The following is a 14248-nucleotide window of genomic DNA, read 5'->3' on the forward strand; positions in this document are numbered from 1 at the left end:
AATCCATGTATATTCATATACTCATATATATGTATATGAGTATATGAATATATAAATTTACATGTATACATCGTTTTTATGAATGAACAACATATTGCTCTATTAATTCATTAAGCTCACGACTCAGCTCAGTCATTGCTTCTGCTGAATCGGCCAGCTGGACAATCGCTTGTACTTGCTCATCAATCGAGGCAGTGATTTCCTCGACCGAAGCAGCTGTTTGCTCTGAAACATCAGATGCCTTTTGTACAGCAGTAGAAATGTCACCGCTTTGAATCACTACTTTTTGCAGTTCGCTGCTTAACAATTGAACCCCCCGTGCTGTTTGAGAGATCATCTCGGAAATATGGCTAAAGCCTTCTTCTGTTCCTTTCACGGCTCCATCAAGCTTCTGAGACCGGTCAATAGTTTCGGAAACCGCCAAAACGGTTTTTTCAGTTTCCGCTTCAATACCTGAAATCATCGACTGAATTTGCTTGGTCGATTGATTGGACTGCTCCGCGAGCTTTCTTACTTCACTGGCCACCACGGCAAAGCCTCTTCCATGCTCTCCTGCCCTCGCTGCTTCAATACTTGCATTGAGCGCCAGCAAGTTGGTTTCAGCCGCAATACTTTCAATCGTATCCGTGATGCGGGATATTTCCATAATTTTTAAATATAACCCAGAAATGCTTTGGCTTACTTCATTGGAAGATGCGAGTGATTCCTCGTTGGACTGCTTGAGCTGACGAACCATCTCCTGACCTTCCGACACAGCTTTTTGAGACAGCTTTGTCATCTCCTTAATCTGCTCATTTTGATTGTTCATCGATTGAATGGAACCATTAAGCTGATTTAAACTGTAGTTTGTTGTATCTAGATCAGCCGCCTGTTTTACTGTTCCTGAAGCGATATCTGCAATGGCTCTCCCAACTTCTTCGCTCCCTGCCGCAGTTTCTTCCGAAATAGCCGATACGGAACTGGAAGAGTCCACCACTTTGCTGCTTGTTTCCTGCAGACGTTCGATTAAATGACGCAGCTGTTTATTCATTTCATTAAATGAGGTGCCAAGACGTCCAATTTCATCCTTTGATTGTGGCAGCTCTTGACGATTCAGCTGCTTATTTGAAATATCTGTAAAAGACACCGCAATTTGTTTTAAAAGCTGGATTTTTTTGCGGGAAGCTGTATAAAACAGCAGTACACTGGCGACTGTCATGCCCAGCCCCGCTGCAATCATATACCATTTTAATTTTTCCAGCTCCTGATAAAACTGATCATCCAGTACAATCATGCCAACTGTCCATTCCCACGGTTCAAAATATGTCATATAAGAAGTTTTCGTTACAGATGTGCCATCATCAAGCGTATCTGGAAAATAAACATAGCGGCTTTCGGCTTCAGGCTGTTTAGAAGCCTTCACCATGTTTTCTCGATTGGTCGTATCGTCCGGTATATCTCCTACTGGATTTTTCGGATGAAGTTGAGATGAAAAATCCTGCCCGTATGCGACAAGGTAGCCATCCTGCTTGTAAAGAAAGCTGGACTGTGTATGGTCATATACATCTCCCTGTTTCGGTCCGACCAAAAGAACTCTTGCCCGTTCTTTTGCTTGCTCAAGGCTCAACTCTCCTGCTTCAACCTGCTCATTTAATAAAGTAAGAGTTACCAGTGATGTTTCCACAAGATGTCTCATGTCTGCTTTTCCTGCTTCGGTCAGCTCTTTCTTCGTTAAATAATAACTAATGCCGCCTACAACAAAGGCTGTCGCAAAAATCATCACTGAAATTAAAAGCATTAATTTAAAGAAAACGCTTTCTTTCATCGAGTCATCCACCCCTTTTATAATGGTTCTTTTTATCTATTTTATAAGAAAATGCGCGAGAATAATAGCGTTTTCACAATTTTTATTATTTATTCTTTCCTTTTCTTAAAAATATTGCTTTTTATGAAGTGCAAACAAGCAATAGAAAATATGTCTTTTTTTCGTGCTGAATAAAAAAACTACACCGCTCGGAGCGATGTAGTTTTTCCATTATGATCTAGTAAAAGTAAGTGATTGTTTATTGGCTCGTTCATCTTTTAGTTACATGTACGCTAAGCAGCATCACAAATGAAATACCAATCATACTGGCTACCCATAACCAGGCCAGCTGCATATTACCCGAGTCAATGGCCGTGTAAATGGCTGTTGGTGTCGTTTGTGTTTTCCCCGGGATATTCCCTGCAAACATAAGAGTGGCGCCAAACTCTCCCAGTGCCCGGGCAAAGCTTAAAATACCGCCCGATACAATCGCCTTAAATGCCAGCGGAATAGAAACGAGCAAAAACAGTTGAAGCTCGCCCGCACCATCCACTCGTGCTGCCTGCTCAATCTCTCTATCAACCGATTCAAACCCTGTTTTAGAAGATTGGTACATAAGCGGAAAAGCAACTACCGTCGACGCAATCACAGCCGCCCACCATGTAAACATCACCGGCTGAGCAAAAATCCATTCAATTAACTGTCCCGCAGGGCTGTTTCTTCCAAAAAGAACAATTAATAAAAAACCTACGACTGTAGGAGGCAGGACTAAAGGCAGCAGCAAAATGGTTTCTACAATCGCTTTTCCTTTGAATGTTTTATGAGCCATTAATCTGCCTAATATAAGTCCTAAAAACAATACCATAACACTAGAAACACATGCTATTTCAATGGAAAGCTTTACTGGAGACCAAAAATCAGCTGCCATGTCGATTAATGTACCCCTTTGAACCCATACTTTGCGAAAATCTGCATAGATGTTTCATTTTGAAGATATTCGTAGAAAAGCTGGGCCTCCTGTAAATGGGTGCTGTTTTTCAAAACACCTGCTGGATAAATAATCGGTGCATGAGTCGCCTCATCAGCTGTCGCGGCCAGTTTTACTTTTGATGAACTAAGTGCATCAGTTTTATACACTACACCGGCATCCACATTACCTGTTTCAACGTATGTAAGCACCTGGCGAACGTCTTTTGCATAAACCACTTTTTCTTTAACCGATTCCCAAATGTGTAAGCTTTCTAAAGTTTCTTTCGCGTATTTCCCGGCTGGTACAGACTCGGGCGTGCCAATTGAAATGTTTTGAGCTTGCGGAAGATCCTTGAATGTGCTGATCCTTTGATTTGAATCCCTAGGAACAATAAGCACAAGTTCGTTTCCTACTAAATCGATTCGGCTTTCGTTTTCGATCAATCCTTCTTTCACCAATTGATCAAATTTATCCTCGGCGGCTGAAAAAAAGAGGTCAACCGGTGCTCCCTGGGAAATTTGCTGCTTGAGCGCGCCCGATGCGCCAAAATTGTAATTGATTTTCACGTGGGGATGCTCTTTTTCAAACATTTCCGTTATATCGGCTAACGCATTCTGCAAACTGGCGGCGGCTGAAACAGTTAATTCAACTTCTTGATCTGTGTGACCTTGTGGCGACTTGCTCTGTTCATCGGACGAACAGCCGGCCATCAGCATGATTATGACCAAAATTATCATCAAACAAGTTTTTTTCATGCTGCGCTCCTTTGTTAATTATAATTAGTTATAACCAATTATAATTAATTATAATAAAAAAAGAAATGCTAAATGCTACATTTTTACAGTCCGTTTCCTTTTACGTGAATAGTAAGATAAAATGAAAATGGAGGGATGCCTGTATGACAAAAGAGCTTTCCTATACAATTGAAGAAGTTGCACAGCTCTTAAAAGTTTCAAAGTTAACAATATATGACCTGGTTAAAAAAGGAGAGCTTCCTGTATTCCGGGTTGGACGGCAAATGCGAATGGATGCAAAGGACCTGGACCAGTATATATATAAGCGTAAAAATATAAATATGCCGGAGCCTGCTGAATCTAAACATGCAAGATCAAAAGAATCTCTTCATATAGTGATCAGCGGTCAAGATATTGTTTTAGATATACTCGGAAAATATATCGAAAAACATTCCCATTACAAGCCTCTTCGCTCCTATACAGGAAGTTTAAACAGCCTCATCTCTATGTATAACGGAGAAGGCGATATTGTTAGTTTGCATATGTTTGATGGAGATACTGGGGAATACAACATCCCTTATTTAAAAAAGATTTTAACGGGACATTCCTATATTGTAATAAACCTTCTTTCCAGAAAAGCCGGGCTTTACGTTCCCAAGGGAAATCCTCTGCAAATTCATTCATGGACAGACTTAACAAAAAAGGGTGTTACGATCATCAACAGAGAAAAAGGGTCAGGTGCACGGATTCTACTAGATGAACAGCTCCGAATTCATCAGATTTCTCCAAAGAACGTAGCCGGCTATGAAAACGAAGAAACAAGCCACTTAAGCGTGGCGTCAGCGGTTTCTGCGGGACATGCAGATGTCGGAGTTGGAATTGAAAAAGCCGCACAGCTGGTTCAAGTCGACTTTGTACCATTGATCAACGAGCGCTATGATCTGGTCATGCTGAAGAAGCCTGAAAATGAAAAGTTAATCAGCACAGTTCAATCTGTCCTTTCTTCCCCGTCCTTTCAATCAGAAATAAAATCTCTTGGTGGCTATGACTACACTCAAACTGGCACTGTCTTATATGAAACATTTTAAAAGCCTGCTGATAAACAGTGGGTTTTTTTACCAAATCTTTTATCTTACATTATATAACTTCTTCTATTATCTCTACTTCTGGTTTATCAATATTGAATATAAGCTTTATCTACGATTGATCAAAAAGTAAACAATTTACTTATATGTAAAATAAATTAAAATAATCCAATCATTACATGGATTATTTCAGTGCTGCAATGTTTTGTAATCAAACTGTTATCCCCTGAAAATATCCTTGTGACATAGACATGCTACACTCAAGAAAGTTATCAAAGGTGTTCAGGAGGAAAATAAACTTGAAAAAATGGATAGCGGCATTGACAGTCACGGGCATTTTATTTAGTGGACCACTGACAAGCGAAGCGGCATTAGGGGACCGGACATTAAAAGCAAACATGAAGCATCAGGATGTAGTTGAATTACAGAGTGTATTACAGAAAAAAGGCTTCTTTAATTCAAGCCATCGAAACGTTTATTTCGGAAAAAGCACAAAAAAAGCTGTCATGAATTTTCAAAAGAAACATGGCCTGCGGGCTGATGGTATTGTAGGAGCTAATACATACAAAGCATTGGGTGTAACCAAAAAAACCACTTCACAGGTGAAAGCTGCTTCCTACAGCAGTTCTTCAAAACTGGTAAGTGAAGCGAAAAAACATCTAGGCACGCCATACAAATGGGGCGGAACGACTCCAAGCGGGTTTGACTGCAGCGGCTTTATCCAGTACGCGTTTAAGAAAGGCGCAAATGTTAGTATTCCAAGAACGGTAGCGGATATTTACAAAACAGGTACAAAGGTCTCTTCACTGAAAACAGGTGATATTGTATTCTTTGAGACTTATAAAAAAGGCGCTTCTCATGCGGGTATTTACATTGGAGGCAATCAATTTATCAATGCTTCTTCTTCAAAAGGAGTAAGCATCGCGTCTATGGATAATTCTTACTGGTCTAAGCGCTATATTGGAGCAAAACGTATTCTTAAATAATAATCACATGACTGTTTGATTAGCCAAATCACTACAGTTCGAAATAAAAATGCAAGGTGACAACACCTTCAAATCCATAAACTCTATTTCCAGAACGTTTTACGGAAATGGGGTTTTTCTTTTTTTACTTATATCACCATTTCAGTTCAAGTCTATTAGTGTCCTGCGCACTTTTTCCCATCGACATGCCCCTATAAAATGATTTTCTTCCAAAAGACTCTTTGCTTCTTTTCCAGTTTCATCTTTTTATAAGTTTGTAGTGGAATATTGAACCGTTTGCCAAATTGGGAAGCAAAATGAGTATCGTTTTGAACGTCTGCTTCTAATTTAATGAAACCTCTGATGCATTTTGATCTGTATACTGCTTGATCTATTCTGATTTTCATATTCTTATAAATAGATGAAAGTATTAAAAAAGCCGCCAGAGCGGCAGCTTTTTAAAAATTGAAGTATAAAAATTCCGATACATTTTGCAGCTGGAGAATGCAATAAATAAACAAAGCCGCCAGGTACACGGCAGTCTGCCAATTTGGTTTAAAATGATCTTTCAGCTGAATAGAGTTTTTAGCAAAAACAGCAATGGCAAATGCGATGATCAACAGAAGAGCTGCTTTTGTGAAATTCTCCATTAACGTAAAATCATAGTATGGAATTTGGAAAGCGTTGAACACTTTGTTTTGCACATCACTTGGCAGGCTAAATCCGTTTAAGCCGATCATGCTTTTTAAGACCTGCAGAGCCACTTCCACAGATGGTGCCCGGAAAAACACCCACGCGGCATTTACAAATTGGAAGGTAATAAACCAGGCCAGCAGTTTAGGCAGCTTAAAGCCTGCTCTGCTCCACAATCGGTTGATCACACTTGCTACTCCGTGCATAATCCCCCAGATAATGAATGTCCATCCTGCCCCGTGCCAGATTCCGCTAATAAAAAAGACCGCTAAAATATTAAGATAGGTTCTAGTAGCCCCTTTACGATTCCCTCCCAGTGGAATGTAAATATAATTCGTCAAAAATCTGGAAAGCGTCATATGCCATCTTCTCCAGAAATCTTGAATACTTAGCGCTTTATAAGGTGAATTAAAATTGATTGGAAGCGCAATGTTAAATAACAAGGCAGCTCCAATTGCCATATCAGAATATCCACTAAAATCAAAATAAAGCTGAAATGTATAGGATAATGCGGTGATCCATGAATCAACAAATGTAAGATTCTCTGGTGTACTGTATCCTGCGTTTGCCCAAATAGCAAACGTATCTGCAATGCCTACCTTTTTAAATAAGCCAATCCCAAAAATAAAAAGTCCTGCTGCAATATTGTTATAATTCATTTTCCGGTTTTCTTTATCCTCAAACTGAACCATCACATCGTTATGCTGAACAATCGGTCCGGCAATCAGCTGCGGAAAAAAAGTAAGGAACAAGCCGTAATTCAGCGGGTTATACCCTTTCGTTTCTCCCCGATAGGAATCAACAAGATAGGGAATCTTTTGAAACGTATAAAAACTGATCGCGAGTGGCAAAACAAGATTTAAAATAACAAAGTCCGTGCCAAAAGCAGCATTTACATTTTCTACAAAGAAATCACGATATTTAAAGTATCCTAGCAAACTAATGTTAAAAAGAATACCAGCAGTAAGCAGAACCTTTTTGCCCTTTTGATTTTGCATTTTTCCGAGGTTAGTTCCAATAATGTAGTTAACCGTTAAAGAAAGCAAAAGCAATGGCAAATAAATTGGGTTCCACCAGCCATAAAAAAATAAAGATGCTAAAAACAGCCAGGTTTTCGATAATGTAAAATTAATTTTGTTTAAAGCAAAATAAACAATAAATACAATAGGAAGAAACAAAACAATAAATTCAAACGAATTAAAAATCAAGAAGCTCACTCCGTTAATAATGTTCTTACAAATGCCCCTTACACCATACTACCTAAACCACTCTTAAACAACAATAGATTAAGGGTGAGTAACAAAAATATTTCCCCCCCTTCTTTTCTCTTTTTAAATGATTATATAAAAAGCTGCCATTCCGAAGAATATATCCTCGTAATGGCAGCTTTTAAATTTTCGTCACCTATCTGTTTTCTTATCCCCTCTTTTTATTCACTTTCATATACAAATATGTTTGTATATTAGTATACGAGTATATTCGTATACATATATACTAATATACTCGTATACACAAATTATTTAAGTACACTTTTGAGAAAATTATTAATTAACTCGGACTTTGCTCCCTTCCCATGTTCCTTTCCAAACTTGTCTAATTTCCTTGCGACATCTTCATCAATATACGCACTGATCTGCCGCTTAAGCGTTGGCTTTGGTTTTTTTGTAACAGAATAAAGAATATCTCCTACACTATTATTTAATGCATCCTGTCGTTTATCTTCTTTTATCGGCTCTCTCCTTTCTACGATCAGCATTTCTTCTTTCTTCCCTTCAGGCCTTTGCTCTTTTTCCGCCTGTACTCTTGCCCCGCCTGTTGCAGCGACTGCACCGAACCCCGCCAGCCCTTTACCTTGCTTGCTCATTTTCTTTAATCTCCTTCCATAATTCAAAGTAGCTTTTGGCAATATCCGTAGACTTTTTCGCAAGTGTAGCCGGCACCTTTTCATATGCCACACTGCTAGCAAATCGAATGCTTCTTGGAATATAGGAATCAAATAAATGAATCTGACTTTCCGTGCAATATCTTCGAGTTTCCTGCATCACTTCCTGATGTAAAATTGTTTGAAAATTCACCATTGTCCCAACAACTCCAAGCACACGTAATTCAGGGTTAAACTGCTCCTTAAAATCATCAATGGTTCCCAATACTTTTACTAGTGAACGCATCGAATAACTTTCTGGAGAAAATGGAATTAACACAGAATCAGCAAAAGCAAATACGTTCCCCACCATTAAGGAAAGGGATGGCGGCGTATCAATTAATATATATTCATAGTCGTCTCGCAGAGAACTGCATGTTTTTTGCATAATGGAAAAAGGTGCTTTATATTTTTTGCTTTTGCCAATCACCTCAAAATCAAAACCAATCAAATCATCATTTGCCGGAAGAATGTCCAAGTTTTCGTAAACGTTTTGAACCGCTTTTCCTGGTTCAAGCTGATTGATCAGCACATCATATAAACTAACCTCAAACTCATCCGGATTTTTACCAAATGACAAAGCCACATTGCTTTGATTATCTGCATCAATAATTAACACCCGTTTACCTTCAGCCGCCAAAACACCGGCTAGGTTTGTTGCTGTCGTTGTCTTTAGAGACCCGCCTTTATTATTGTTGACAGCAATTACTCTCATTTTTTAATCACCCTTTCTCTCTGTTCAAGCAGTATTCTTTTTAAATAGAAAAACCTACTGATATGTATTCTATTAATGACACCTGCTCATTATTCATAGCAACAGATATTTCAAGGTCAATAGATGCTTATTTTTTAAAAGAAAGTCGTGATTTATATGGAGAGTTATTTTTAATGCAATAAAGCAACTAGGATCTCTTTTATTACTCGTTTCCAGTTTCATTCGGTTATCTGATCATCTTTCATATTTATCCTTGTATTGAAAAAACTGTTTTACCAAGAACACATTTATTTTGGGTATTTAAAATGAAGAGAGTGTTTTTTTCGGTGTAAGTGTAGTAATTATTTTCGTGTGTGTGTTCATGTTAGTACTAATATTAATAACAATGTAAATATCGATATTTATATAAAAATATAATATATATTGGAGTGAAGGTAAGTATTGATTCAGTAAAAAATTTATTATGTTAAATAATTACAATTATACTTTAACTTTAAAATTCCTACTCACTTAAATTCGGGAGCCATATTATTCTTAATACTTTAACTAAATTTTATTTTATTACGCTTATTATATAGAAGAAACTCGTCAATGTAGGTCCGCACATCAAAAACAATATCTTTACTGCATAGGTTATAATCATACTGCTGACTCTGATATCCGCCGGTACATAATTAAAAATGACACATCAATGAAGTCATTTTTATTAAAATAAAATAGAGAATAGCATTTGTATCCGCTTTAAAACTTTAAGGCGTAGAAACTTTTAAAAAGAGAAAGGGAAAAGAAGGAAATGAATTAAAACAAACGTTCACTCCTTTCATTAGTATATATGTATACTCATATACAGATATACAAATATACTTGTATACAAATTTATATGTATATGAGTATATTTGTATATTTGCTTTATTCCTGCTGAGAATAATCTCAACTATAATGCTACTATTTTCTTCTATTTGATGTCCATGTTAGTACTAATATTAGTATCAAAAACAACTCTAAAAGAAAGAATTCTACTTTGATTCATCTTCTGAAAGCAACTCACATTATACAATTTAAATATACTTTTTCTTCAAAAGCTGATTTATTTGATTGTTTACTAAATGAAAGTAAATTTTTTTGTTTTGGAATGTAACATTTTATTTCCCTAAAAATGTATATTGCAGAAGATTGTAATAATTGATTATCAAGTTCTGTCATTCAATTGAAAGTAAAATACAAAGTAACTGATCAAGGGACTGCTGTATTTTCTTTAATAACTTTTGTCAAACATTTTTCTTTACACTTGGATACTCAACTACCATTTTCGGTATAACTTTAAAAAGAATCCGGTTAGTCGATTGATACATAGATTTGCATTCGGATAAATCCATTAAATTCACTCTCAACCCTAAAAAGCGTGTATAAGAATGTGCAAGAACATGTATAACTTGCCAGGAGAGAATATATGGATCGAAGAATAGCAACATAAGATGGATATGAATCAATCGATTAAAAGCTGGTATTTAAGTGTTGCCCTACAAAAAGCTGTGTGAAGTTTCTACAGACATAAATATCTTTTGTCCAAGGCCCGGAGCAGGACTGCTTATTGAAATGCAATGGTTTCCAGCAGGCTCATTTACAGGAAATATTTACATTTTTCCTGTAATTCAAAAATAAAAATGTTATGTAATGTGCAGCCTGGCTGAGGGAAGATAGGGGAGTTGGTGCTACGTCACAGTTTGATAACCCAAGTGATCGCCCAATTGAGGAAATAAAGGATTAAAATCATTCATCATGCTGGATATTCCTGAACAAAGCAATTGATTTATTTTGGTGTTTCGCTTGCCTGGAAAGGAAGAATCGGGGCAAATGGATTTTGTTTAGCGGAAGTAGAAAAGAAAAGTGCTGCAGTCAATCTGTTAGCCGCCAGGAAGCTTCCTGTGCAGTCAGGAAACTTGAATTTTAGCAAATAATGAACCTTCTTACTTTTTGATTGTTATAGCAGAACCCTGTTTTAGACGTTCACCCATCCAATAGGAGGTACCTGGGTAACCTTTCATTCAAAACAAAGTCAGATTAACATAATGAATCTGTTCTCATTTTTTCTATTTAAAACAGATTCTTTTTTATATCCCATGCGAGACGGCTCTGTGTAACAAGTTTGATTGGGCCTTATTTTCAAGCTTAGGAAAAAGACAACGTAAACTTCCAATCATTATGACGATTAAATGCTTTTAAGGGGAAAAGGTACAATTCTTATGCTTAAGGGTTTACTCGTTCATAAAATACAGCTATAACTGAAGGAAAACATTTACATTCATTCAAAACTTCCTCATGGCTGAAATTATTGTTTAATCCCATACAAACACTTATAGTAGGGGATTCAGACTTCAAATATACTTGTAAATTTGTATATGTGTAGATCAGTATACACGTATACACGAATACAAAAATACATGTATATTTGTATTCCCCTTAATTAACCATAAAAATGTTCCAGCTTTTTGTTAACTGTGCAAGCAAGTAGTCCAGAACCTTGTTTCTCTTAAACAGGCTATAATATCTAACTATTGGTTCTCTCTCTTTTTGCTTTAGTGCCACCCTCCCTTACGTTTACATTCTTCCTCGGTCGTAAAAAGGGCACTGAGTTCAACAAAATATATCTTGATCCTTAAAATTGCCCGTGCTTGGTAAAGCAACAGTCCGTCCTCATTATATAAGAGCTCATCTCATCTTCCTTTTTAATCATGCAGCTTATATTTAAAAGGGAGGAGGGCACCTGCCTGCTAAAAAAGCCAGCAGTGCATGATCCTATCCGCTTTAATTATTACTAGTTAAGCTGTTTTTTGGCAAATGATAAACACCATATCAAAGAAGCTAGTCGAGTAATTTTTTCATTCTACCTTCTGACAGATCCATTGTTTTAGGGCAGAGAGCTACGTTTTTTCCTGCTCTTGTTCATGTATATTAGTATACAAATATACAAGTATACTTATATATTTGTATATCTGTATATAATTCATTAGTCAAAGTGTTGTTTAGACTTTTTAGGCTTTCCTCTCTTCAACAATACTCAAGTTTATGTAAAACTCTTTCTATATCTAAGAGAAAAATATAACTGGTGCAGGAAAATGCCCAGAAATTTATAAGAATTTTTTGCATTCCTGCCTAACAATGACTCTTTAAGTTAGAGAAGTATACCTTAATGAATTTTAAATGTATATAAGTCTTTTTAAACTAGTCAGTTCTAAGCTTGTCGATCGTTTTCCTGGTTGCACATTTCTATTCACGATGAAAGAGAGCAGAAAAAGAGATTACAATGTGATGTATATTCGTATGTCCATATACATATATATTTGTATATCCATCTATGCGTATACTTATTTACACTGCTAAAACAATCCAAGGATGCCTAAATAGGTTTATATGTACGCAAGTGAATCATAAGGGAAGCCTTTAAATAAAACAATTTGTCTGGTCTTCCAGCCTTATTAAAAAACAATGTTTACACAAACTTATAAGTATATATGTAGATGTGTATATATGTATATAAATATACTTGTATATTTAATGCTCCGTCATCAAGTCTGGTAAAAGTATGTTAACTGCTTCTCATCACTATAAAAAGAATGAACATTGGTTTACGGTTAAATATAGTGAAATCAAAACTCTGAGGCAAAATAACCTAAGGCCGGAGATCCTACTTGCTGATCTATATTTGAACTCAAACCAGGTAGTTGTTTGCTTGAAATTTATTTCTCTCAAAAAGTAATGTTATTTCGCTAACCTGACTTCTTATAAAAGTTGATCTATTCATTCAGCGAAATACTTGTTAATGTCTGTCTAAAGAGGCGCAGTATGACCTTCCTTCATTTATCTGGTCATCCTAACATCATTTCGATTTTAAAAGATAGGAACCTCCATTCGTTTAAAAAGCTCATTAGGTCGTATATTGTCATAATACAGAAGGGGATTATTATTCATTTCCTTATTTAAAATGCATATACAAGTAGATATATATATGAGTAAATATGTATTTTTGTATATGAATATATTTGTAGATATGTATATTTGAATTTCTTACAGCTTCTTTATGCATAAAAAACTCAATTACAACAAGACGTAGCAGTAAAAAAGTGATATGATGATTCTAAATATAACAAATGTCTACATGTATATTGTAGATAGAAAAGGGAGAGTGCTACAATGTCGAAACCATGTACTGTCGTTACATTTGGAAATTTTAAAGGTGGAACGGGTAAAACAACAAACAGCACAATGATTGCTTATACACTATCAAACATGGGATATAAAGTTCTACTAAGTGATCAGGATCCTCAGGCGAATGCAACAAGTCTTTATTTGCGTACAAAAGCGCTCATATCGGATGAAATTGTTTCTTTTGACCGAACTCTTATGACGGCTATCCAGGCAGAAGATTTATCCAGCATCGTGACAGAAGTAAAAGATAATTTATATTTGCTGCCAAGCTTCAGTGACTTTGCTCTTTATCCAAAGTTTTTAGAAAAGAAGTTTCCAAATAATTTAGACCGCGTCCAATACTTTTCTACACTATTAGAACCCTTAAAGAAAGATTTTGATTTTATCTTTATTGATGTACCACCAACGATTTCTGATATTACGGATTCGGCCCTTTATGCTTCCGACTTTGTAGTAGTTGTTCTTCAAACCCAGGAGCGCAGTTTACAGGGTGCTGAAATGTTTACAAAATATCTTCAATCGTTGATTGATGATTATGATGCACATATGGATATTCTGGGGATCCTGCCTGTTTTATTAAAAAATGGGGCACCTGTTGATATTGCTACACTTGAAAATGCAAAAGAGATTTTTGGCGAGCACAATATCTTTGAAACACTTGTGAAAAATATGGAACGCTTGAAACGCTATGATATTACTGGAATCTCCGATGAAGACATGCACGATAGAAAAGTCATGAAAAGCTATCGCGAAGTAACAGAAGAATTTATTAAGCGCTGGGAACAAGAAGTAGGAGTGACTAACAATGTCTGATTTGTTAAAGAAAAAACCCAATAAGCTTTTAAATAGAGGCAAGCAGATTACGCCAAACACAACTTTTTCTCTTGATAATGACAACTTCGAAAAACCTAAACTTGCGACCGAAACAAAGCAGCTAGAAAAGAAAGAAACGCAAACAAAAAGAGTGCAGCCGGGTACGACAACTGTTCGGGTTAGTACGACAACAAAAGAAAAACTGAATGGCCTGGTTACATTAGGAATTGCAGAAAGCGTCGACAGCCTATTAGAAATCTTAGTGGAAGAATACCAGTCGAATTACCTGACTAAAGAACAAAAGAAACAGTATTCTTTAATACTCGACATCTATGCCAGCCGAAAAAAATAAAAAGATACCCC

General features: G+C 36.5%; 10 protein-coding genes. 4 read left to right on the top strand and 6 right to left on the bottom strand.

Annotation, left to right across the window (positions count from 1 at the left end; all coding sequences use genetic code 11):
- Positions 1–76 precede the first annotated feature (76 nt).
- The 3 genes from VP97_RS21580 to modA form a co-directional block, all read right to left on the bottom strand.
- On the bottom strand, positions 77–1804 hold the full coding sequence (locus VP97_RS21580; RefSeq protein WP_050184223.1) for a methyl-accepting chemotaxis protein: 1728 nt from the start codon (positions 1802–1804) through the stop codon (positions 77–79).
- 250 nt (positions 1805–2054) lie between these two features.
- Complete coding sequence (modB, locus tag VP97_RS21585; protein ID WP_050184224.1) at positions 2055–2711, bottom strand: molybdate ABC transporter permease subunit; 657 nt, start codon at positions 2709–2711, stop codon at positions 2055–2057.
- 5 nt (positions 2712–2716) lie between these two features.
- Entirely contained in the window at positions 2717–3508 is a 792-nt protein-coding gene (modA, locus tag VP97_RS21590) for a molybdate ABC transporter substrate-binding protein (protein ID WP_050184225.1), read from the bottom strand.
- A 143-nt stretch (positions 3509–3651) separates the two neighbouring features.
- Here modA and VP97_RS21595 point away from each other — a divergent pair, with 143 nt between their 5' ends.
- Positions 3652–4575 (top strand): substrate-binding domain-containing protein, encoded by a 924-nt coding sequence (locus VP97_RS21595; protein WP_050184226.1) that lies wholly within the window; start codon positions 3652–3654, stop codon positions 4573–4575.
- Between the two features lie 296 nt (positions 4576–4871).
- Entirely contained in the window at positions 4872–5558 is a 687-nt protein-coding gene (locus VP97_RS21600) for a C40 family peptidase (protein WP_050184227.1), read from the top strand.
- Positions 5559–5995: 437 nt separating this feature from the next.
- Here the strand turns inward: VP97_RS21600 and VP97_RS21610 are convergent, their stop codons facing one another.
- From VP97_RS21610 to VP97_RS21620, 3 genes are all read right to left on the bottom strand, one after another.
- On the bottom strand, positions 5996–7438 hold the full coding sequence (locus tag VP97_RS21610; RefSeq protein ID WP_050184229.1) for an MBOAT family O-acyltransferase: 1443 nt from the start codon (positions 7436–7438) through the stop codon (positions 5996–5998).
- Between the two features lie 308 nt (positions 7439–7746).
- Positions 7747–8094 carry a hypothetical protein gene (locus VP97_RS21615; RefSeq protein ID WP_050184230.1) on the bottom strand — a complete coding sequence of 116 codons (348 nt, stop codon included), beginning with the start codon at positions 8092–8094 and terminating at the stop codon, positions 7747–7749.
- On the bottom strand, positions 8078–8866 hold the full coding sequence (locus tag VP97_RS21620) for a ParA family protein (protein ID WP_050184231.1): 789 nt from the start codon (positions 8864–8866) through the stop codon (positions 8078–8080). Before VP97_RS21620 ends, VP97_RS21615 begins: the two co-directional genes overlap by 17 nt.
- A 4191-nt stretch (positions 8867–13057) precedes the next feature.
- Here VP97_RS21620 and VP97_RS21625 point away from each other — a divergent pair.
- The gene (locus VP97_RS21625; RefSeq protein ID WP_050184232.1) at positions 13058–13885 is read left to right on the top strand and encodes a ParA family protein; all 828 of its coding nucleotides are present in this window, start codon (positions 13058–13060) and stop codon (positions 13883–13885) included.
- Positions 13878–14237, top strand: coding sequence for a DUF5388 domain-containing protein (locus VP97_RS21630; RefSeq protein WP_050184233.1), 360 nt, complete (start codon positions 13878–13880; stop codon positions 14235–14237). Before VP97_RS21625 ends, VP97_RS21630 begins: the two co-directional genes overlap by 8 nt.
- The last annotated feature ends 11 nt before the right edge of the window (positions 14238–14248 follow it).

It is taken from the genome of Domibacillus robiginosus, from assembly GCF_000966195.1.
Taxonomy (GTDB): domain Bacteria; phylum Bacillota; class Bacilli; order Bacillales; family Domibacillaceae; genus Domibacillus; species Domibacillus robiginosus.